General features: G+C 31.9%; 26 protein-coding genes, 1 tRNA gene and 1 pseudogene. 23 read left to right on the plus strand and 5 right to left on the minus strand.

Annotated elements, in window-relative coordinates; genetic code table 11:
• Positions 1–98 precede the first annotated feature (98 nt).
• From HM990_RS14410 to HM990_RS14500, 19 genes and pseudogenes are all read left to right on the plus strand, one after another.
• Positions 99–647, plus strand: coding sequence for a hypothetical protein (locus HM990_RS14410; RefSeq protein WP_178989684.1), 549 nt, complete (start codon positions 99–101; stop codon positions 645–647).
• Between the two features lie 147 nt (positions 648–794).
• Positions 795–1,682, plus strand: coding sequence for a hypothetical protein (locus HM990_RS14415; protein ID WP_178989686.1), 888 nt, complete (start codon positions 795–797; stop codon positions 1,680–1,682).
• 152 nt (positions 1,683–1,834) lie between these two features.
• Positions 1,835–2,242, plus strand: coding sequence for a DUF3997 domain-containing protein (locus tag HM990_RS14420; protein WP_178989688.1), 408 nt, complete (start codon positions 1,835–1,837; stop codon positions 2,240–2,242).
• Positions 2,243–2,751: 509 nt separating this feature from the next.
• Positions 2,752–3,417 carry a hypothetical protein gene (locus tag HM990_RS14425; protein ID WP_178989690.1) on the plus strand — a complete coding sequence of 222 codons (666 nt, stop codon included), beginning with the start codon at positions 2,752–2,754 and terminating at the stop codon, positions 3,415–3,417.
• A gap of 110 nt (positions 3,418–3,527) precedes the next feature.
• Entirely contained in the window at positions 3,528–4,013 is a 486-nt protein-coding gene (locus tag HM990_RS14430; RefSeq protein ID WP_178989692.1) for a helix-turn-helix domain-containing protein, read from the plus strand.
• Positions 4,014–4,071: 58 nt separating this feature from the next.
• A complete protein-coding gene (locus HM990_RS14435) occupies positions 4,072–4,887 on the plus strand; it encodes an IS3 family transposase (RefSeq protein ID WP_229719274.1) in 816 nt (271 codons plus the stop codon).
• 127 nt (positions 4,888–5,014) lie between these two features.
• A complete protein-coding gene (locus HM990_RS14440) occupies positions 5,015–5,470 on the plus strand; it encodes a hypothetical protein (protein WP_178989693.1) in 456 nt (151 codons plus the stop codon).
• Positions 5,471–5,474: 4 nt separating this feature from the next.
• A complete protein-coding gene (locus tag HM990_RS14445; protein ID WP_178989695.1) occupies positions 5,475–5,801 on the plus strand; it encodes a hypothetical protein in 327 nt (108 codons plus the stop codon).
• Between the two features lie 149 nt (positions 5,802–5,950).
• On the plus strand, positions 5,951–6,532 hold the full coding sequence (locus HM990_RS14450; protein WP_178989697.1) for a hypothetical protein: 582 nt from the start codon (positions 5,951–5,953) through the stop codon (positions 6,530–6,532).
• Positions 6,533–6,694: 162 nt separating this feature from the next.
• Positions 6,695–7,273: a Crp/Fnr family transcriptional regulator gene (locus HM990_RS14455; protein WP_178989699.1), complete on the plus strand. Its 579-nt coding sequence runs from the start codon at positions 6,695–6,697 to the stop codon at positions 7,271–7,273.
• An 88-nt stretch (positions 7,274–7,361) separates the two neighbouring features.
• A complete protein-coding gene (locus HM990_RS14460) occupies positions 7,362–8,252 on the plus strand; it encodes an MBL fold metallo-hydrolase (protein WP_178989701.1) in 891 nt (296 codons plus the stop codon).
• Positions 8,253–8,322: 70 nt separating this feature from the next.
• Entirely contained in the window at positions 8,323–8,712 is a 390-nt protein-coding gene (locus HM990_RS14465) for a nuclear transport factor 2 family protein (protein ID WP_178989703.1), read from the plus strand.
• A gap of 250 nt (positions 8,713–8,962) precedes the next feature.
• Positions 8,963–9,442 (plus strand): annotated as a pseudogene (locus HM990_RS14470) (dihydrofolate reductase family protein).
• A gap of 165 nt (positions 9,443–9,607) precedes the next feature.
• Positions 9,608–10,246 carry a hypothetical protein gene (locus tag HM990_RS14475; protein ID WP_178989705.1) on the plus strand — a complete coding sequence of 213 codons (639 nt, stop codon included), beginning with the start codon at positions 9,608–9,610 and terminating at the stop codon, positions 10,244–10,246.
• A gap of 167 nt (positions 10,247–10,413) precedes the next feature.
• Positions 10,414–11,268 carry an aldo/keto reductase gene (locus HM990_RS14480; RefSeq protein ID WP_178989682.1) on the plus strand — a complete coding sequence of 285 codons (855 nt, stop codon included), beginning with the start codon at positions 10,414–10,416 and terminating at the stop codon, positions 11,266–11,268.
• A 645-nt stretch (positions 11,269–11,913) separates the two neighbouring features.
• Positions 11,914–12,408 carry a hypothetical protein gene (locus tag HM990_RS14485; RefSeq protein WP_178989707.1) on the plus strand — a complete coding sequence of 165 codons (495 nt, stop codon included), beginning with the start codon at positions 11,914–11,916 and terminating at the stop codon, positions 12,406–12,408.
• A gap of 187 nt (positions 12,409–12,595) precedes the next feature.
• The gene (locus HM990_RS14490) at positions 12,596–13,006 is read left to right on the plus strand and encodes a lysozyme inhibitor LprI family protein (RefSeq protein ID WP_178989709.1); all 411 of its coding nucleotides are present in this window, start codon (positions 12,596–12,598) and stop codon (positions 13,004–13,006) included.
• Between the two features lie 201 nt (positions 13,007–13,207).
• Positions 13,208–13,699, plus strand: coding sequence for a hypothetical protein (locus HM990_RS14495; RefSeq protein ID WP_178989710.1), 492 nt, complete (start codon positions 13,208–13,210; stop codon positions 13,697–13,699).
• 146 nt (positions 13,700–13,845) lie between these two features.
• On the plus strand, positions 13,846–14,574 hold the full coding sequence (locus HM990_RS14500) for a hypothetical protein (RefSeq protein ID WP_178989712.1): 729 nt from the start codon (positions 13,846–13,848) through the stop codon (positions 14,572–14,574).
• Positions 14,575–14,622: 48 nt separating this feature from the next.
• Here HM990_RS14500 and HM990_RS14505 read toward each other — a convergent pair whose 3' ends face one another.
• On the minus strand, positions 14,623–15,594 hold the full coding sequence (locus HM990_RS14505) for an IS110 family RNA-guided transposase (protein ID WP_178989714.1): 972 nt from the start codon (positions 15,592–15,594) through the stop codon (positions 14,623–14,625).
• Positions 15,595–15,983: 389 nt separating this feature from the next.
• On the opposite strand from HM990_RS14505, the gene HM990_RS14510 reads away from it, so the two are divergent.
• The 4 genes from HM990_RS14510 (at position 15,984) to HM990_RS14525 (ending at position 17,619) form a co-directional block, all read left to right on the plus strand.
• The gene (locus HM990_RS14510; RefSeq protein ID WP_178989717.1) at positions 15,984–16,241 is read left to right on the plus strand and encodes a hypothetical protein; all 258 of its coding nucleotides are present in this window, start codon (positions 15,984–15,986) and stop codon (positions 16,239–16,241) included.
• Entirely contained in the window at positions 16,238–16,501 is a 264-nt protein-coding gene (locus HM990_RS14515; protein ID WP_178989719.1) for a DUF1871 family protein, read from the plus strand. Before HM990_RS14510 ends, HM990_RS14515 begins: the two co-directional genes overlap by 4 nt.
• Positions 16,502–16,715: 214 nt before the next feature.
• Complete coding sequence (locus tag HM990_RS14520) at positions 16,716–17,168, plus strand: hypothetical protein (RefSeq protein WP_178989721.1); 453 nt, start codon at positions 16,716–16,718, stop codon at positions 17,166–17,168.
• 151 nt (positions 17,169–17,319) lie between these two features.
• On the plus strand, positions 17,320–17,619 hold the full coding sequence (locus HM990_RS14525) for a hypothetical protein (RefSeq protein ID WP_178989723.1): 300 nt from the start codon (positions 17,320–17,322) through the stop codon (positions 17,617–17,619).
• Between the two features lie 596 nt (positions 17,620–18,215).
• Here the strand turns inward: HM990_RS14525 and HM990_RS14530 are convergent.
• The 4 genes from HM990_RS14530 to HM990_RS14545 all read right to left on the minus strand — a co-directional run bounded on the left by HM990_RS14530 (position 18,216) and on the right by HM990_RS14545 (position 20,909).
• Positions 18,216–18,728 (minus strand): hypothetical protein, encoded by a 513-nt coding sequence (locus HM990_RS14530; protein WP_178989725.1) that lies wholly within the window; start codon positions 18,726–18,728, stop codon positions 18,216–18,218.
• Positions 18,729–18,751: 23 nt separating this feature from the next.
• Positions 18,752–19,447, minus strand: a complete 696-nt coding sequence (locus tag HM990_RS14535) for a hypothetical protein (protein ID WP_178989727.1) — start codon at positions 19,445–19,447, stop codon at positions 18,752–18,754.
• 193 nt (positions 19,448–19,640) lie between these two features.
• Entirely contained in the window at positions 19,641–20,783 is a 1,143-nt protein-coding gene (locus HM990_RS14540; protein ID WP_178989729.1) for a tyrosine-type recombinase/integrase, read from the minus strand.
• A 53-nt stretch (positions 20,784–20,836) separates the two neighbouring features.
• A tRNA-Met gene (locus HM990_RS14545) sits at positions 20,837–20,909 on the minus strand.
• Positions 20,910–21,021: the final 112 nt, after the last annotated feature.

A 21,021-nucleotide genomic window follows, 5' to 3' on the forward strand; every position in this document is an offset into this window, starting at 1 on the left:
ATTTTCACGTAGATTTGTCCTTGGAATGGTTCGGGCAATCACACGCAACGGTCCATACACCAAACGTTACCACACATTTAAAAAAAAACCGTCACGAATTGAAAATCCTGAAAAAAATATTATCAGTAATCGGAATTTTAGCCATAATCGGATTTCTAATAATTTGGGATATAGCTGACAGAGGACAATTTTATTCCAAACACATTCCGACTGACGAACTGAACGAATTTTATATGCACAAAACGTCTGAACAACAAGAAAAGGCGTTTGAAAAGAATTTCGGATTTGGAAAATATAAATTCCCAAGAGAACACGTTGCGAAAATAAAGTTGTTTAAGAATAACTTTCTAACGAGTCGTTTGACTTCCAAAACTGTGTCGGAATTGAATAAGGCTGATTTGATTACATTTTTCAATAATCCGAGTAATTTCAATTGGTCAGAGACTACTTGGAGTTTATCTGAATCTGAATATATTTTAAGATTTTATAACAAAGAAAATAAGGAAATAGGAAAAGTTTGGTTGTGTTTGGAAGGTTGTGGAATGACAGAATCGGAACCATTTTCACCGAATATGAAATATGGCGGATTAAGCAAAGTTGGAAAAGAAAACTTGAATTTTATATTAAACGAAATATTAACTGAATAAAAAAAACGTGTGGTAACACCGTGTATAATTAATGGCTAGTTCTCGCCTACTTACGAAAATCCTTTCGGATTTTCTATCTGGTGTTTATTTGCCAAATTAGGTGCTTAAACACGCCACTAATCATACACAATTCCGTTGTGCAACATAATGAAACAAACTTTTAGCATATTACTAATCTTAGTTACTAGCCTATCATTTTCGCAAGAATACTATGATACGGATATGACTCGCGAAAAGCCAAAACTGAAAAATTACTATCTTGAAACCAAGACACTAATTGACTCAACTGGAGCTAACCCATATCTTTCTTTAATTCAAATTTTTGACGAAAAAGGGAGACACAAAATCGATTATGAATTTGACAGAAATGGAGACACAATTGCGAGAATCAAAACCACATATCCTGATAAATTGACTGAGATAGAAATTCACAGTTACAAAGCGGAAAAAAGTGATACTGCTATTTTTAAATACAATAAACGAAATCAACAAACGATTGAAATTTGGAAATGGGGAGAAGACAAAGCAATCGACACTACTAGATTTTTTTATGACCATAAAAACAGATTAATTGCAAATTTTGACATTTATGATTTTGGAACAAATCAAGATTCGTTGTTCTATGAAAATGGACGGTTAATAAAATCAATTAGTTATGATCCTGAAATCACCGATTCTGTAACTTACGATTACAAAAAAGAGAGAATCGTTAAAATTAAAAAATTCAATAATCAAAGTGAATTAGTTTCGGAATATGATATTGAATACGGAAGAATAAAAAAACCTAAAAGAATAATAAACATTTACAAAAGTTATAATTCTAAAATGTTTGACAAAAAAAGTATAACTGATTTTGAATATCACAACAAAAATCAAATCAAGTCTAAAATCATTAGGAATTATAATAACGGAAAATTGGAAGAAACAACAGAATTCTACTATTCTAAATATGGGTTTTTAAAGGAAAGTAAAACAAAAGATAGCAAAGGAAAAATTATAAGACAACATAAAATTACGTTGCACAACACCGTATAAAAATAATGCTTAGTTTAGTGCTTAATCAAGAGTCCGTGCACTTTTGTTACGTCTGATTTTTCTGCGGAAAATCCTCGCACACAAAACCGCACTATTCTTATACATAAACGTTGTGTACAATTTAAGAAACAGCCGAAAATACATTGAATAATTTGAAAAAAATATTAGGAATAGCATTTTTACTGATTTTACAATCTTGCTATTTCGGAGCTGGATTAGTAGAAAAAGAAATTACGGACGACTATTGGTTATTCGCAAATAATACACTTGACGAAATGAGTATTTGGTTTAACGCTGAAAAATATTCTAATCGACTAATTGTTCCTGAAACAGTTTTTGCATTTGGAGAAAATGGAGATTTTATTATTGCAAAAAGTCACCCGAAAAATCTTGAAAGCGGAATTGATAAAAGCGTGACCTATTATTATATTATAGAAGTGGACAAAAAAAGTCCTGAACAAAGTCCGAATTTGACTTTGGAACAATTTGAGAATAAAAGAAAAGAGCTGAATATTCCGAATGATTTGGACTTTGACATTGTTTACGAAGAATTACAATAAAAACACTAAATGGGGAAAACTCTGAAAATAATATCTCTGACATCATATTCTCTCATATTTCTTATGGGACAAATGATTGGACTTCCATTTATTTTTTGGCTGATATTTACAAGTTTTGAGTTTGGGAATAGTGACCAAATATTTGCCATTTTTGGACTAATAGGAGTAATTCTGAATTTTACCAAACATAGTAAGTCCAGACTTGGAAAAATATTAAGTTTTGTTCTTATGCTTACACCAATCGCAAGACGAATTACTGAAATACCAATCGAGAAATTTAATTATTTAGCTTTTCAAATTCCCCTTTTGATTTTTGTAATTACTTATCTGATTTACATATTAAAACAGAATGAAAATAAAAAAACTGTACACAACACCGTGTATAATTAATTGCTAGGTTCTTCCCTACTTGCGAATATTCCTGCGGAATATTCACGGGTTCGTGAAAGTTTACTAAATTAGTTGCTTAACCACGCAACTAACCATACACAATCACGTTACCTACAATTATGAAAAACATTCCGTTACTGATTTTAACATTGATTTTAATTGCAAGTTGTAATTCAAAACAAACTTCATCGGAATTGGAAAAACTGACTGAAAAACTGACCGAAAAAGAAAAACAGATTTCGGATTTACAGACACAAATTGAGAATTTAGAAAACAAACAAACTTCGGATTATTATCGCTTCGTGGAAACTTCAGACTCTGAAATAAATGTTGCGGAAAAATTAAAAAGCGGAGAATGGAAATTAATTGATAAAAAGGATTTTAAAGACACTTTAGATATATCAGACAATTTTTTCGTTTATAAACATACATCTGAAATCACTCAAACGTCTGAATCGGAATTTGAATCAGTCCTTCGTGATTTTGACCAAGTCAAATCGGAATATGGAAATGACTTTTTTGTAATAGTAATGACATTTTATAATGGACAAAGTTTGCCTCTGGAAACCGGAAATTCTAAAACCGATATTCATATTTTAATCCAACCGACTGAATTGGGTTATGAAAATAAAACGTTCGTGATTTCGGACTTTTATGATGTTGACATAAAAACGCTCGAAAAGAAAGCGAATAGTGTCGAACTGACTTTTGAACACGGAAAATTTCCGAGAAAAAGTGAATTAATAATAATAAAACCTGAATTAGTAAAATTTGGAAATAAATAACTGTAGGTAACAACGTGTATAATTAATTGCTTGGTTCTAGACTACTTACGAAAATCCTCGCGGATTTTGAACTGCACCCAAAAAGTTAGACACTATTCAAATGTGTTTTTATGGGAAGAAAAGCTAAGTATAGTTATGAATTTAAACTTCGTTGCGTAAAGCAAGTTTTAAATCATCATCAAACAGTGGAAGCTGTTTCAGAATTAAATGGTTGTCATCACACAACACTTCATGATTGGATTCGTTTTTATGAGAAATATGGCAAAAAAGCGTTGTTACCAAGAAAAAACAAAGTCTACAGTTTACCTTTCAAGATCAAAGTTTTAGAAGCTATTGAAGAAGATTCGCTATCTTTTAGTCAAGCTTGTTTGGAGTTTAATATTCCTACTAAATCTGTAATTATGAATTGGCAGAAGACCTACAAAAAGTCAGGTATCAAAGGCTTAAACAATAAATCTAGGGGGAAACCAAAATCTATGCAGTTTAAGAGAGCAAAAAAGAAATCCAGCAAACCGTTAACTAGAGAGGAAGAACTTCTATTGGAAAATGAATCCTTACGGGCAGAACTGGACTTGCTTAAAAAGTTACAAGCCTAATTAAAGAAGAGCAAAGCAAAAAACGCAAGCCATAACAGAATTAAGGCATAAGTATGATTTGGAACTATTACTAAAACATACCAATATGGCAAGAAGCAGTTATTATTATCATCGAAAAAGAAATAATCTAGAAGATAAATATAAAGAGATAAAGCAACTAATCAGCAAGGTTTATCATCGTCATAAAGGCAGGTACGGTTATAGAAGAATAACTCTAGAGATCAATAAGAGAGGTTTTGTGATCAATCACAAGACCATACTCAAGCTAATGGGAGAACTAGGTTTAAAAAGCCGTATAAGAGCTAAAAGATATAAATCTTATAAGGGGCAAATTGGTGAAACGGCACCCAATATATTACAACGTAATTTCAAAACCATTATGCCCAATCAAAAATGGGCAACTGATATTACTGAATTTAAAGTCTTTAAAGATAAGCTATACCTGTCGCCAATAATTGATCTGTACAATGGAGAAATAATAAGTTATGAACTCTCTGAAAAACCTAATTTTAAACAGGTAGTGTCAATGCTCAAAAAGGCTTTTAAAGAGACTCCTGGCCAGACCGAATTAATATTACATTCAGATCAAGGTTGGCAATATCAAATGAAGCAATACCAAAGATTATTACAAGAAAAAGGGATCACCCAAAGTATGTCTCGTAAAGGAAATTGCTTAGACAATGCAGTAATAGAAAATTTCTTTGGAATTATAAAATCTGAATTGTTTTACTTGAATAAATACAAATCCATATCCCAGTTAAAAACTGATATAAAGGAGTATATAGATTATTATAACAGGGACAGGATTAAACTAAATTTAAAAGGAATGAGCCCGATAGAGTATCGAACTCATCATTATCAAAATAAATTATAAATTTGTCTAAGCTTTTGGGTTCACTCTATTTTCTATTCGGTTTGTATTTGCTAAATTAGTTGCTGAAACACGCAACGAAATCATACACAAACACGTTGCCATTAATTTAAAAAACATCCATAACTAAATGAAAATCAAAGTTCTGAATTACATATTTTGCGGAATATTCACTCTGAATTTAGCAAGTTGTGGAAATAAAAACGAATCGAATTCAGACAACGGAATAAGCTCTAAAACAGAATATCAGTCGGACAAAAAAACTGAAACCCAATTGGGATTTGTTTACTCAAACACGAACAAAAAAGTAGAAATTGTTTTAGAAAATGATGCGGAATTTTTAGTTGTTGGAGAACCGACGAGAGCCAATTTTGAAACGGAAAATATAAATAATCAAAGATTTATGATTGTTGGACCAGGAATTATGGTAAATCAAGCGGATAAAGATGGTTTCCGATTTACGATTACGCCGATTGAAAATACTCTTGTGGATGGAAAATTAGAAATACGAGTAACTGAAAGAGTGGAAAATGGAGAGGATTTTACTCATAAATTTTTAATACCTGTTAAATCAAAAGCAAATTAATTTAATGAATTCGGACACAATCGACATAAAAGCAAAACTAACACTGTATCCAACTGAAAAAGGTGGACGAAAAACTGGAATCAAAACTGATTACCGACCAAATCACGTTTTTGAATACAAAGAAAACTCGTCTGATTTTGTTACGACTTATATTGGACAAATTGAGTTTGAAAAGGAATTGATTTTCCCAAGTGAAACAGAGAATGTAAAAGTCCGATTTCTAAAACACCAAAACATTGCTGATTTAATTGAAAAGGGAAGAATTTGGTGGATTCACGAAGGACCTAATAAAATCGGAGAAGCGGAAATAACTGAAATATTAACCGATTAAAAAAACTAATGGCAACAACGTGTATAATTAATTGCTTTGGCAAGTGCTTATTTGGAAAATTCCTTCGGAATTTTCTCGCGTTCGTTTTTGTTTACTAAATTAGTTGCTGAAACACGCAACTAACCATACACAAAACCGTTGTGAGCAATATGAGAAAAACGTTATCGATATCAATTTTACTTCTGCTTTTCTCTTGTGCGCAAAGAGAATATAAGACAATTGACTTCGGACAATTTGAAATAACTGTACCTGAAAATTGGAACAAATACGAAGCCAAAGGGATTGATAGTTACGTTGGCGGAATAGTAACTGAAACAAACGATACTTTGGACTTTGATTTTGGAATGTATTCTGGCGATTTAAGCAAAAGTGATTTTCCAATGGTTTATGATTCAATTGGACTTGCTGAACTGACAAAAAAGGAACTTAAATTATTGCCTAAAACTAAACATCTAATTATAGAGGATTTATTTTATGCAGATGTTGATTTTAAAGAATATTTGCAATACCAATTTGTATATGATTCAATCGACTGTTTTAAAGCTAAAATAATAACACCGAGAAATAAAGGCTATGGCGGAACAGGAGTTTATATTGACAGTTTAACTGGAACTAAACAGAATTATAACAAAATTAGATTCAATTTCTATGGCTGGTATTTAAATGATAAAGCACAAGCGGAATTCATAAAGGCTCTGAAAACATTAAAATTTAATAAATACTGTGAATAAAATACTGCTCACAACACCGGCTATAATTTATTGCTAGGTACTTGCGACTCACGAATATTCCTGCGGAATATTCTGTCTGTGATTTTTTGTTATCTTAGTGCCGACCCACGCAACAAACCATAGCCCAACCGTTGGGCGTAATGTAAAAATCCTCCTCCGAATATGACAGAATTACTAACACGAAATATATTAAACCATATTACCCTTTCTAAAAAAGAGTTAGATAACTTTTGTAATTTATTCTATCAAAAAGAAGTTCAAAAAAAGCACTTTCTTATGCATGAAGGTGAAATTTGCAAGTTTGAAGGTTTTGTTACAAAAGGACTTTTTAGAGTATATCACATAGACAGTAATGGCTTTGAACAAGTACTCTATTTTGCACAGGAAAATTGGTGGATAACCGATATCGACAGTTTTACCAATGAGACACCATCACAACTTTATATACAAGCGTTAGAGGATAGTGAAGTATTGCTCATCTCAAAAAAGGATAAAGAGTTTGCCTATATCAATATCCCTAAGATAGAAAAACTGTTTAGAGTCATGACTCAAAAAACGCATATTGCTTTACAACGAAGAATCATAGATAATTTAAGTAAAACAGCAGACCAACGTTATATAGACTTTATTGAAAAATATCCTAACCTCTTTCAACGATTAACCAACGTGCAGATTGCCGCTTACTTGGGCATAAGCCACGAGTTTTTGAGTAAAATAAGACGAAAAATAGCAAGTAAATAATAGTAGAAAATTCATTTATTGAACTTGTTCAATGTTTTGAAGTGGGTAATCATTGCATCTTTGTACCATCATTAAAAACAGGACAAAAATGAAATCGATTATTTCAACAGTATTATTCACAATTTTAATTTTATTCAAAATGAACGCACAAGAACAAAGTTTTAAAACAATAGAAACAAGTAAATTTAAACTTCAAGTTTACAACGCATCCGAAAATAGTTTTGGTGTGGCATCTGTAATTATCTCAGGTAAAAAAGATGCGGTATTAATAGATGCACAATTTACGTTGGCAGATGCCGAAAAAGTAGCACAGGAAATCAAAAACTCAGGAAAGAACTTAACTACAATATATGTTTCGCATGGCGACCCTGATTTTTATTTCGGATTAGAAGTCTTCAAAAAATATTTCCCAGAGGTAACAGCCTATGCATCCCCTGCAACAGTAGATCATATTAAGGCAACAGCTCAAAAGAAATTGGAAGTTTGGGGCGAAAAATTAGGCAATAACATCACATCTAACGTTGTCTTACCTCAAGTTCTAAAAGGAAATTCGATTGAGTTAGAAGGCGAAAAACTTAAAATCATTGGATTAGACGAATTCCCAAAAAGAACCTTTGTATGGATACCATCAATTAAAACAGCTTTAGGCGGAATTAATGTTTTTGGCACAACATTTAATGTGTGGATGGCAGATGCACAAACAACAGAAGTTCGTAACAACTGGATCTCGATCTTAAATACTATCAGCGAATTAAAACCTGAAATAGTAATCCCTGCACACGCAAATACCAATTCAGATTTCACTATTGATGCTGTAAACCACACGAAGAATTATATTCAATTTTATGAAGAAGCTTTGAGTAACAATAAAACTTCTGAAGCGTTAATAGCAATGATAAAATCAAAATATCCAAATTTAACTTTTGAAACAGCCTTAATGTTAGGAGCAAAAGTGAACACAGGAGAAATGAAATGGTAAGAACTATATAATAATCATCAACTTGACAATGCTTTTAGTATTGTCAAGTTGTTCATTTAAACAAGAAATTATGACAAATCTCGACATAATAAAAAGTACCTATGATGGTGAAACATCAGAAGAAAACGGCAAAAAATTAGCCAAATATGTAGTTGAAGATATCAGTTGGACAGAAGCTAAAGGCTTTCCATATGCAGGAACTTATTTTGGTTTAGAAAGTGTTACTGAAAATGTTTTTAAACGCTTAGGTAGCGAGTGGATTGATTATAAATTCTCACCCGAAGATTATATTGCAAATGAAGACAAAGTAGTTGCTTATGGCACCTATTCGGGTACATATAAAAAAACGAACAAGTATTTTGAAGCAAGAGTTGCCCATATATGGAAACTGAACAATGGCAAGATTATCAGTTTTGAGCAGTTTGTAGATAGTAAATCGGTTGACGAAGCAATACGTTAAAACACTACGCCCAACACCGTGTATAATTAATTGCTAGGTCACTGCCGACTTACGAAAATTCCGCTGGAATTTTCTATCTGTGATTTGTTTGCTAACTTAGTTGCTTAACCACGCAACTAACCATACACAAACACGTTGTAAGCAAGCTAAAAAAACATCATAACACAAAAGAAAAATATTTAAAATGAGAAAATTAAAACTTCAAATTCAACTTTCCATTGACGGATTCATTTCTGGACCTAATGGAGAAATGGACTGGATGATTTGGAATTGGGATGATAAACTAAAAGATTTTGTAACAAAAATAACGGAATCAACTGACACAATTGTTTTGGGGCGAAAACTAGCAGAAGGATTCATTCCACATTGGAAATCTAACAAAGATTTGGAAGGTGCTGAAAAAATCAATAATTCAAAGAAAATAGTTTTTACAAAAACACTTGCAAACTCAGAATGGGAAAATACCATTTTGGAAAAGGGAGATTTGACAGAAAAGATAAGAGAATTAAAATCCTCAACAGGAAATGACATTATAGCTTATGGTGGTGGCGAATTTGTTTCATCATTAATAAAATAAAAGTTAATTGACGAATATTATTTTTTCATTAACCCTTCGATATTAGGTAACGGAATGCCAATATTTGAAAAAACTGATTATAAAAGTGAATTGAAATTGAAAAATGTTAAAGCTTATGAGTGCGGAATAACAGTCTTAAATTATACGAATTGAAAAAAGCCCGATAGAGTATCGAACTCATCATTATCAAAATAAATTATAAATTTGTCTAAGCTTTTGGGTTCACTCTATTTTCTATTTGGTTTGTATTTGCTAAATTAGGTGTTTAAAACACGCAACTAATCTTACACAAACACGTTGTACAACATTTACCAAAAAATGAAATTAGGAAGTTTAATCATATTATTTTTAGTTTGTTTGAGTTGTAAAAACGAGAATGAAAACAAATCAAATTCAACGAATTCAGAAAGGTTTGAATTAGTTCCAGAACCTGATAAAGATGAAAGAGAAAAATATGAGAAAAAACTGAATCTGACCTCTTTTCTTGAAAACCCGATTGACCTACAAGAATTTAAAAATAAAACGAAAAGAGATGTCACAACGACTGTTACCAACGGTATGGAATATCACTTTCACCCGAACATAAATGATTCTATTTTTTATAGTTATAATTTCATCTCTACAGTAAATAGAGAATTAGAAATTAATGAAATAGTTGTCTTTAAGCACGGAAAAAACCAACACAACTATGAAGATAAAACTGAAATATTGATTGAATTAAAGATTAACAATAAGGATTCTGATTTGGGAAAAGCTAATTTAATCGGACTTTCAAAAACGGAATTGGAATCGGAATATGGAAATGATTATCTGACTTTCGACAATGGAATTGCTTACTCGAATAAAAATAAAGTTCTGATAATTAAACTTGACGACTCAAAAGTAAAGTCTTTTAGATATATAAAATTAAGCACCGAAAAAATCGACAAAGAATTAATCGGACAAATAACGAAATAAAAAACGTTGTACAACACCGTGTATAAGCTATGGCTTGTCCTCGCTCATCTGGAAAATCCTGCGGATTTTCCTCTAGCAAGTATCGGTTTGGAATGTTCCGTAACGAACCCACGCCACAGCTCATACACAAAACGTTAGCAGCCATATAATAAAAAACGTTATAAAAAATGAAAGAAATAGTATTAAACGACGGAAATAAGTTACCAATTATAGGTTTTGGAACATACAAATCTACCGAGGAAGAAGGTATTCAATCTATAAAAAATGCTTTAAATCTAGGTTACAGAATGTTTGATACAGCCGCCAAATATGATAATGAAAAAGAAGTTGGAAAAGCAATAAATGAAAGTGGAATCGATAGAAGAGAAATTATCGTAACCACAAAATTATGGCGTGAAAATTTAGGTTATGAAGAAGCTAAAAAAGCTTTTGACAAATCACTTAAAAAACTTGGATTGGATTACATTGACTTGTATTTAATCCATTGGCCTGCGAATGCAAAAAACTATAAAGATTGGCAAAAAGCAAATGCAGATAGTTGGCGTGCAATGGAGGAACTTCAAGCGGAAGGGAAAATAAAGTCCATTGGAGTAAGTAATTTTTGGCAAGAACATTTAGAGGCACTTTTTCAAACTGCAAACGTAATCCCTGCTATCAATCAGATTGAATTTCACCCTGGTTATTGGCAATCAGAATTGACGGAATTTTGTAAAAAAAATAATATTGTAGTTGAATCTTGGTCACCTTTGGCAAGAGGAAAAGTGTTTGGAAATGAAATAATCCAAACTATCGCTAAACAACACAATAAATCTATAGCTCAAATCTGTTTGAGATGGATAACTCAACACGAAACCATCGTTATTCCGAAATCAAATACACCAAAAAGAATTGAGGAAAATATTAATATTTTTGACTTTAAATTATCAAAGGAGGAAATGAAGCAAATAAATGAACTTCCAGAAATGGGGTTTAGCGGAGAATTGCCTAACATTTGGCCAGATGTATTAAATGTTAAAAACTAAAAATACGGATGCTAACACCATGTATAAACCATTGCTGGAGTCTGTGCCCATCTGGAAAATTCCTGCGGAATTTTCACGTAGATTTGTCCTTGGAATGGTTCGGGCAATCACACGCAACGGTCCATACACCAAACGTTACCAAAAACAACTCGGAAATTCGTATTCCAAAACAAACGGATAACTAAACATTGAATATTTCCGGATTTTCTCACTCAACTCTGAATTAAATAAATCGGAATTTCTTCTTACTCAAACTCTGAATTTTTAATAACTCAAACTCGGATTATCACTCAAACGGAATTTAGTATATTTGCGGAATTTACCACTCAAACTCTGAATAGCATTACAGCGAAAAAAAGTTTGGTTTTTTTTCACGATTTTTTTTGAATTTTAAGAAAGATAAATCGTAAAAACTATACTGAACTTCTCAAATTTTTAATAACGGATTTTTTACTCAAACTTCCTACTCAACTCTGTCGTTGCATTTGGTAACAATGCATATATTTTATTGCTAGTTTCTAGCCTGCTTACGAATATTCCTGCGGAATATTCTATTCGGTTTTTATTTGCTAACTTAGTGACTTAATCACGCAACAAACCATATACTAAACCGTTGTACACCATTTGAGAAAATGTAATTGAATAATGAAAAGAGGATTAAATATTTTACATTTCTGCCTTTATCTCATTGCGAAAAAAATACATTTTCTATTTAACAAAATAAATCCTGCTCTGTTATTATACAGAATACCAGCTGTTAAAAGAAGAATGAAAACAAAATATGGTATAGATAACACAAAAGAATATTTGGATGATTTTTGGACCAATCAAAAAAACGGATTGAGCTTACATTATATCGGAGGCTGGCTTGTTGGGCTAATTTTTATAATGCTTATCAGTTTAACCATTATTCTGATGAAAAATTCTGACTTAATTTTACCTAAATACTTATTCATTGCTTTTGGTATAATAGCTTATTTAATTTGCTATTTCGCTGTATTTAAAAATGACACGTATTTAAAATATTTTAAGGAATTCAACACTTGGTCGATAACAAAAAAAAGGCTTAGCGTTTTAATAAGTATTGGGTTTATATTATTTGTTATTTCTTTGTTTTTTTCAAGTTTATTGTGGTTTTAAACAATTAAAAAACAGGTTACAACACCGGTTATTTTTAATTGCTTGGGTCGTTGCATATTTGGAAAATTCTTTCAAAATTTTATCGAGTTCATTTTTGTTTACTAAATTAGTTGCTTAAACACCTAATTAACCATATATAACAACTTTGTAGCACAAGACAGCTGAATAAAACCAATAAAACAACCATATGAATTTTAAAACACTCATTCTTCTTCTTTTACTATTACCTTCCCTAATCTTTTCCCAAGAAGAAACAGAAGGCTCTATTATTGCTGATTCATTAAACGAATGTATGGATTCTATAATTCCATTTGATATTAAAAAAGCGTTTGTATGTATAGAAGAAGCTAATAAAAAATCAGAGTTAGAGATGATTTCTACTTATGAGAAATTATTAAAACTCACAGATAATAACCAAACGGTAATACATTCTCAAGAAAAATGGATTGAGTATAGAAATGCGCAGTCTAAAATGATTATGGATGTTTTAGATTTCATGTCTAAAGATTACCCAGTAGAGAGAAGATTAGTGAAATTTTCCCTAAACCAAGAAAGGACAGACCATTTGAAGAGTTTAATTGATGCTATTACAAACTAAAGCCTATGTACAACACGGTACATAAGCTATGACTTGGTCAGTCCACACTTGGAATCCCGACGCCTTGGGACTGCGATACGAGCGAAGCGAACTGGCGAAACAATTTCCCAAAATCAATTTTTATCAGGAAAGGTCTGTGCCGAGACACGTCACATCTCATATCAAATACAAAATCGTTGCCAACAATTTAAAACCAAAATATTGAAAACAGGAAAAATACGCTTATCCAATAAAACTCAAATCGCAAAAATCCTGAATAGGAATAACTATCTTCTAATAATTGTTGGAATAATTTTCCTGATAATTAATTATGATTTATTTAGTTCGCAACCAAAATTTTTGATTACAGAAGGTTTCTTTTGGAAAGGAATTGCTATAGTATTTCAAATAATTTTTATCGGAACACTAATACAATGGGAATATAAAAAACAACGGATTATTGACATTCTCTCAAACGGAACAATTACTCATGGCAAACTTCAAATGAGTGAAAAAGTTAAACCGAATCAAGAGTCGTCTTTTTATGTTCATCTTTTTGAATATGAAGTTGACAACAAAAAATATGAAGTGACATTAAAAAACAAAAGGAATAGTGTAAAATCCGACTTCATAATATATCAATCAAATAATCCAAAAAATGGGATTGTTTATGAGGATTTGAAAAACGGATTGAAAGAAATGGTAAAGAAATAAATTCTGTAACCAACACCATGTATAATTAATTGCCAGTTGTAGCTCACTTGCGAAATTCCTTCGGAATTTCGCCGTTGGTGCTTTATTTAGTAAATTAGTTATTTAAAAACATCCAACTAATCATTCACAAAACCCTTGTACACCATTTGAGAAAAATAATCTACATAGTAATAATATTTGGAATTCTAGCTTCTTGCAAACAGAAAACCGAACCACAACAATCGGAAAATAAACCGACTGAAATTCCTGCTTGGAAAATTGACTTGGATACAATTGTGGAAAGAAATAATCCACAAAGTCTTGACCTTTCAAAACATCAGCTTTTTATTGATACCACAAGAAACTCTGAATTCTATACAAAATTAATTTCTTGGGAACCTCAAAATGAGAAAAATGATGTTATGTACTTTTATCGTAATACTTTATCAAAAAACAAAACCTTAAACGAGATTGACCTACAAAATTTTCCTACTCTTTGGACAACAATAAGGAAACTAAACGGTGAATTTATATTATATCAAAGATGTGATGGAATCGACAAAAGAATAGAAATCACAAATAATGCAATCTATTTTTACGGTCCACTGGAATCTCATGCTGATGCAATAAATCAAATAATAAAATTATCAGATGAGGGCATAAAAATTGAATTAAAAGCTAAAAGGGAAAATGGCGAAATAAATGCAATGTTTTCAATTACCAATACAGAACATGAGAACATCTATTATTTACAATATGACAGCGAAAACGGTTTGTTTCAAGAGTTAATTATTCCAACAAATAAAGCGTCCGAATTTGATTTAATAGTTAATAATTGTGTTCAAATGAAAAGAACAGAATTTAACGGATTCGATAAAATTGATTACAATGAATAAAAAACGGTGTACAACAAAGTACTGTGGCAAAAAACAAGTAAAAACTCATTAATTTTTCACTAAAGTACTTTTATAATTTCCATCATATATTAATCCTGATTTAGCGATTGCAAAGGCCTGTTTTAGCAGCTTATTACAAACGGCAATTAACGCTAGTTTTTTGCTCTTTCCTTTGGCCACAATTCGCTCGTAAAGATCTCGGCAAGCCTTGTTGTATTTACATGCATTAAAACTGCACATAAACAATAAATTTCTCAGTTTCTGGTTTCCTATTTTACTTATTCTCGGTCGGCCTTTTACACTACTTCCGCTTTGCCTAATTACTGGAGTCAGACCTGCGTAACTGCACAGCTCACTTGCGCTTGTAAAACGATCAAAACCTCCTGTTAAAACCACCAACATAATAGCTGTTTTTGGACCAATACCTGGAATGGTCTTTAAACGTGTAAACAGATCCTGATGCGATTGTTTTACTAAAACCAAAAGCATTTCCTCTAAGGTTTTTATCTCTTTTGTCAGTTGCCTTAAGCTACGTTTTAAAGACGTTACAACAATCTTACTTGGATTGCCCAAAACAGCTTCACCGTGTATTTTGTTTTTTAGCATAGTACTTTGTTTTGTATACACAGAAAGGGTTCTGACGATTTGGAGGCATTCTATCTCATTCTTGGAATTGCCTTTCCAAAGCTTTAATTCTACTTGCTCAGCATAAGCACATATAAGTTTGGAATCGCTCTTATCGGTCTTTACTTTTGATAGTCCCATTTGTATGAAACGTTTCACTGACAATGGATTTTCCACCGATACTTTTATACCAGATTCCAGTAAATGATAAGCCAACTGATAATGGTAATAACCTGTGGCTTCCATGACGCAATGACTCTTATTATTTAAAAGTTTCGTAAACTTTTTAAAGCCAAATTCATTGTTTTTAAACTGATAATAATTACCATCAGAATCGGTGACATCGAAAACTAAATGACTAATGTCAATTCCAAAATATTTAATATCTTTATTCATAAGAAAATGTTTTTTTTGAAAGGACGATCTACGCGAGTTTCAACGACTTAAAATCGAGGTCTAAAAGCCTCACACCTGCCCGTCCGTTCAGGCGGGGAACTGTACGAAATCTGTGTAGAAAAGAGAGGGGATTTACAATGTTGACGAAGTCTTAAGCTTCTGCGTATATATTAACCTTATTCCTCTCTTTTGTCTTTTCTGATTTATGCTCTAATTTAATGAATTGTAAACTTAAGCCGTATATAATTCATTGCTTGGTCACTGCTGACTTACGAACATTCTTGAGGAATAATCTGTCTGTGATTTTTTGCTATCTTAGTGCTGAGACATGCAACAAACCATAGCCCAACCATTGTGCTTCATGTTGCAAAATGAGATAAAATTTTATTATGGAGGTTAATATGGCATATTATCGTAAAAAAGATTGGAAAAAATTTTTAAAAATAATTGACGACAGAAATGGCATGCATGAGTTTTGGGAAGATTGGCACAAATCATATTTAGACGCAAAACGTAGTTTGACTTCCAAAGGCATTATTGTCAATGATTATGTGGTCGATTTGGATAAGTTAAAAACATACTGTAAAACTAGAAACCTAAAAATTGACGGAAAAGCCCGTTCACAATTCGTATCTAAAATAAAATGAACAAAGAACATATAGCTAAGGTAAAAGTTTTATTAACTCAATGGAACCCACTCGGAAACAATTCCGTTCAAATAAGCGATTTGAATAATTATGAAACTGAAGCAACTGATATTCTCTGGCATCTAAAAAAGAAAAATACGGTAGATCAGATAAGTAAAATGATAGATTCTGTATTAAACCAAGCTTTTGGAATTCATGTCGATCCAGTTAAATGCAAAATTATTGCCGAACAAATCCACATAATGCTTAATGAAAAATAAAAGCACGAAAGCACAACACTATATTTAGCAAATTGGGCGATTAGTGCTTAACCAAAGGTCGTTGTCTATTTACAAAGTCGCCAAATCTTTTGATTTGGCATTAAAGAGAAAAATTAAAACAAAATAAAAAGATTTGGCTTGTGGCTTAAATTAATCGTTTATTTATTGCCCATCATGTCATATATTTAACGTTGTGTCATTCAAATCAAACAATATGAAAAGAATAATTTTCGGAGTTTTTATTACCTTTTTTAGCATAAATGCATCCGCTCAGTTCGTAGCTAAAATGGAAGTAAAAGAAGCGATTGAAGGAATGTGCAGTGAAAAAGACGTATATGCTTTACTTCCATTTGATGGACAAGAAAAGGCGATTTGTCCAGTATCTGAAAATGATATACTAAAACGATTAAATTCTGAAATACAATTTTTAAAGGACAATCCTAAATTCAAGGATAAAGGAATGATTGGACTTATAATTAATTGTAAAGGGAAAATCGTTCAATGTAAGATGGACAATAAAACAAAGAGTGCTGAACTTGATAAGCAAATCGAAGAATTATTTAACTCATTAGGTGAATGGAAAGCTGGAAAGCTAAAAGGAAAAAAAGTAGACAGTTCTGTATTGTATAGTTTCAAAATCAAGAAAGGAAAAATAACTTTTGACTAAAAAAACGAACACACAACAATGGCTATAAGCAAATGCTTGTTCTCGCCTGCTTTGGAAATTCCTGCGGAATTTCCAACTCGGTGTGTACTTGCAAAAAAAACCGCTAAACCACGCAACTACTCATAGCCGAAACCGTTGGCAAACATTTGAAATGAGAAACTACACATTAACCTTTATCTTTTTATATATCTCTCTGACTGGAAATTGTCAAGATGCAAAACTGGAAGAAATAAGAGCAAGTTATAGTCTTGGTGAAAAAACAAAAAAAGTAATTAAACAAAATAAATTATCACAACTAAAATATGATCTTGGACAAACTGATAAAACAAATATACTGATTTCATTAATCCAAAGCGAAAAAGCAAAGAGTGGAGAATATAAGTTAAGTTCCGATATATATTTTAATCCTGTCATAAATAAATATGTCTATACGATTTACAGCTATAAATAGATTAAAACTGAATCTGATTGGGGACTGATTGACTACTTTAATATTGTTGAATTAATGATCGAGCATGACAATTCGAATAATGAACCTAGAGTAACTCGGAGAAGAATATTAAACCAAAATTCAGATTTAAAAAAATGGTGGCAATCATTAAAGGACAGTTATAATAAACCAAAGTTTCAACGGAAAAAGTGGGCAGACGAATACAAACTCGTACCACCACCTCCTTCTCCACAAACAACAGAATGGTTTGAAAAATAAAAACAATTTGCCAAGACGTGTATAGCTCATTGCAGTAAAATTCCTAATCGAAGTTCAAAACAAGAATAAAAAAAACAATTCTACTAAATTTGAGTATAGCATCGCAAATGAAATTACGATAGAATCATCTATCAATGAGTAATCGTCTCTCCATAAATAAGATAATAAAACATCCTATATTTTTTATTGTGGTTTTATTGCAACTTTCAATATCATAATAATCACTTAAATTTCAAGGCATACAACCATTTTGACAATAGAATACATCAACATTTAAATGATGTAATATTTTTTTATCACATTTTTGTTACAACATTTATTACGTCTCAATTTCTATTTTACCTAATTGTCATTTCTATATATTTCGTAAAATCATGACCTATAAAAAAATATTCCAGCTTGTCATAGTCTAATCGTATATCATCACTATAACTGTCAGGAAATTGATAATACTCCTTATCGCTACCATAAGCAGATTTTATTCTTATGAGGTCAAATAATACCTTGTCCAGTTCCTGCACTATTTCAACTGGTAAAGATTCTCCTAATCGTTTTATCAGTTTTATATAGCCATCAATATCATCGCTCTCTTCTCTAATTTTGTCGCGTTTTTTTTTATAAATCCAAAATATAAACTGAAAGAATTCTTTTGAAAAAAGGATGTCCTTATTTCTACTTATGGATTCTTCCAAAACTATTTTATCATTGTGAATTTCTTCTAGGACATCTCTAAGGTATTTAGACAACGTCATGTTCTTTCCTGACGCTTTACTAAGTAGTTTTGCCTTTAATGGCTTTGCTATCCTAAAGTTAACAGAAACATCTTCATTTATAATCTTATCCCTTTTCATGATTTATGGTTGTCGTTACAGTTTTACCTTATATTAAAGATTTTATCTAAAATCAATTTATCCGCGTAGCCTTTGGTAAATTTCTTCAATTCCAACAGTTTATTCTTTTTGGTTTTTTTTACTTCTTGTTTTCCATGTTTTGGCACAACAAACTTTTCAATAACTCCAAAATCCTCGAGAAGCTCTATTTTTTGGAATCCATTAATACCTAATCGCTCTTTCAATTTATCATCAAGACGCTCAAGCTCTTCCTTAAAATGTTTACCGATCTCCTTTCTATGGTTTGATAATACCCTTCTTTGAAAGGCAAAGGAACGCTCCAAGTCTTGGTCTACGCTTTTGATATACGTCTTTAAATTCTTGTCTAACCATTCACCCAACCACAGATACACTATCAAATATTCGCAGTACTTTTCAAAAATATAATCGAAAGTTGTAGGAAGATAGTCTTCTCTTTTCCTTAAAAGCAAAAATAAGTTGTCATCTAAAAGCAAGTTCTTGGTAGTCACATATTTCATACTATCCTGCTTATCAGGAATTATATTATACCCCTCACTATCCAATACAAAAACCTTATCAGCATACTGGAATAAATCCATGTCATTAAACTCGTTCTGTAGTTTCACAAATTCTTCGACTAAAGTATTTGGTAAATAAACTATTGATGAACACATAAAATTATTGCCTATGTTCATATAAAAATCACTGATGCTATCCATTATTATCTGTGTTAGGGTCTAACATGCTAGAGTAATCCTTTGGAAGCTCCGCATCTATATCTCGGAGATAGTTCTCTAATGCCTTCATGGAGGTATGCCCAGTGATGTGCATCAATCTGCTCTTCGCCTCGAAAGGAGCATAACCTTTTCTTAGCGCTCTGTAAAGTTTGGTAATAAACGTATGTCTAAAGCTTTACATGGTGTGCTCAAGGCCTAACGCAAAGCGCTCTTTTGTGATTTTGTTAAACCTTGCTGTAAAATAGCTTCTACGATTCTCAAGCTTCGTCTCTGTGAACTTGCCAATACCTTCAGCAGTAAATAAATAAGCCTGCTTATTCATTTTTGAAAGGTCAGGAATTTCTTTGAGTAAGATATCAGGGATAATTTTAGTCTTCAATGAACCATTTTTAGGCATAAAGCTCACAATCTTTTTCTCCTTATCAATATCTCCTATCTTTAAACGACATACCTCCAATGGTCTCATAAAACTATAAGCAATGAACTTTATATAAAGTAGTATCAGTGGGTCTTCTTTCTTAAGAAAACTAAATATAGCTTGTTGTTGCTCTTCGGAATATCTTATATGTCGTGTGGGCTTAGTCTTGAGCTTCTTTATCTGTTTGACAATGTTCAACGGCACTATTTCATTATCATAAAGACTTTCAAAAGCACTGCTTAAAGTCGCCCTGTAGTTGTTCCTGTTCCGTGCTGATGTTTCAACCTGTATGGTATTAAGGAACGAATTGACACTTGACCTATCTATTTCATGAACGTGGATTATTTCAGGACATTCATTTTTTAGCCACTCTCTAAAGATTTTCAAATGGCTTTTAAAAGATCTAAGACTACTTACCCTAAGCTCTCTTTGCTTAATTTTTAATACGGACTCAAACGCATTTTCCACTTTTATTAGGTTTTGTGAATCCTCATCGGTATTCGGTACAGTTTCCGTGGGCTTGACCGCTTCCAGACCTTCTAGCCTTAACGAGCTATCTTGGCTTTCTTCTACATCCTTAAATTTTATTTCGGAATTATCCTTATATGGACCGTACCCTTCATTGAGATATTTATAAATGATGTTGCGATAAATTGTGAGTACTGCGAAGCGTTCCTCCTTGGTCTTGTAAGTATTAGCATTACCGTAAAAGGGAGTCTGTCTTGTTAGTTTTCCTGACTTTGGGTCGCGATAAGAGAAATAGACATACCACCGTTTAGTGAGGTCGCCTTTTGCATTGTATATTTTTGGTTTGGAAAACTGTCGTTTCAAAGATAAATCGTATGCATTTCCGTATGCACTTTCGTATTCATTTTGGATTATAGTGTTAAAATTAAGCATAAAAAAACGGTTTGGCAACACCAAACCGTTATTATACTTGATTTTGTAATTAGTAGCGGGAACTGGACTCGAACCAGTGACCTTCGGGTTATGAGCCCGACGAGCTACCTACTGCTCTATCCCGCGATGTAATCTTAAAATGATTTTCTTAGCTTCTAACTTTCGGTTCATAATGCCGACTAAATCATTTTAGGACTGCAAAGATAACACTTTTTTTAGAATACAAAAGACTAAACAA

It is taken from the genome of Winogradskyella schleiferi (genome assembly GCF_013394655.1).
GTDB lineage: Bacteria > Bacteroidota > Bacteroidia > Flavobacteriales > Flavobacteriaceae > Winogradskyella > Winogradskyella schleiferi.

What these genes read in the sequence shown, in the direction of transcription:
- HM990_RS14415 (WP_178989686.1), top strand. Translation starts at nt 795, where the DNA reads ATGAAACAAACTTTTAGCATATTACTAATCTTAGTTACTAGCCTATCA.
- HM990_RS14425 (WP_178989690.1), top strand. Translation starts at nt 2,752, where the DNA reads ATGAAAAACATTCCGTTACTGATTTTAACATTGATTTTAATTGCAAGT.
- HM990_RS14430 (WP_178989692.1), top strand. Translation starts at nt 3,528, where the DNA reads ATGGGAAGAAAAGCTAAGTATAGTTATGAATTTAAACTTCGTTGCGTA.
- HM990_RS14440 (WP_178989693.1), top strand. Translation starts at nt 5,015, where the DNA reads ATGAAAATCAAAGTTCTGAATTACATATTTTGCGGAATATTCACTCTG.
- HM990_RS14445 (WP_178989695.1), top strand. Translation starts at nt 5,475, where the DNA reads ATGAATTCGGACACAATCGACATAAAAGCAAAACTAACACTGTATCCA.
- HM990_RS14450 (WP_178989697.1), top strand. Translation starts at nt 5,951, where the DNA reads ATGAGAAAAACGTTATCGATATCAATTTTACTTCTGCTTTTCTCTTGT.
- HM990_RS14455 (WP_178989699.1), top strand. Translation starts at nt 6,695, where the DNA reads ATGACAGAATTACTAACACGAAATATATTAAACCATATTACCCTTTCT.
- HM990_RS14460 (WP_178989701.1), top strand. Translation starts at nt 7,362, where the DNA reads ATGAAATCGATTATTTCAACAGTATTATTCACAATTTTAATTTTATTC.
- HM990_RS14465 (WP_178989703.1), top strand. Translation starts at nt 8,323, where the DNA reads ATGACAAATCTCGACATAATAAAAAGTACCTATGATGGTGAAACATCA.
- HM990_RS14475 (WP_178989705.1), top strand. Translation starts at nt 9,608, where the DNA reads ATGAAATTAGGAAGTTTAATCATATTATTTTTAGTTTGTTTGAGTTGT.
- HM990_RS14480 (WP_178989682.1), top strand. Translation starts at nt 10,414, where the DNA reads ATGAAAGAAATAGTATTAAACGACGGAAATAAGTTACCAATTATAGGT.
- HM990_RS14485 (WP_178989707.1), top strand. Translation starts at nt 11,914, where the DNA reads ATGAAAAGAGGATTAAATATTTTACATTTCTGCCTTTATCTCATTGCG.
- HM990_RS14490 (WP_178989709.1), top strand. Translation starts at nt 12,596, where the DNA reads ATGAATTTTAAAACACTCATTCTTCTTCTTTTACTATTACCTTCCCTA.
- HM990_RS14505 (WP_178989714.1), bottom strand. Translation starts at nt 15,594, where the DNA reads ATGAATAAAGATATTAAATATTTTGGAATTGACATTAGTCATTTAGTT.
- HM990_RS14510 (WP_178989717.1), top strand. Translation starts at nt 15,984, where the DNA reads ATGGAGGTTAATATGGCATATTATCGTAAAAAAGATTGGAAAAAATTT.
- HM990_RS14515 (WP_178989719.1), top strand. Translation starts at nt 16,238, where the DNA reads ATGAACAAAGAACATATAGCTAAGGTAAAAGTTTTATTAACTCAATGG.
- HM990_RS14520 (WP_178989721.1), top strand. Translation starts at nt 16,716, where the DNA reads ATGAAAAGAATAATTTTCGGAGTTTTTATTACCTTTTTTAGCATAAAT.
- HM990_RS14525 (WP_178989723.1), top strand. Translation starts at nt 17,320, where the DNA reads ATGAGAAACTACACATTAACCTTTATCTTTTTATATATCTCTCTGACT.
- HM990_RS14530 (WP_178989725.1), bottom strand. Translation starts at nt 18,728, where the DNA reads ATGAAAAGGGATAAGATTATAAATGAAGATGTTTCTGTTAACTTTAGG.
- HM990_RS14535 (WP_178989727.1), bottom strand. Translation starts at nt 19,447, where the DNA reads ATGGATAGCATCAGTGATTTTTATATGAACATAGGCAATAATTTTATG.
- HM990_RS14540 (WP_178989729.1), bottom strand. Translation starts at nt 20,783, where the DNA reads ATGCTTAATTTTAACACTATAATCCAAAATGAATACGAAAGTGCATAC.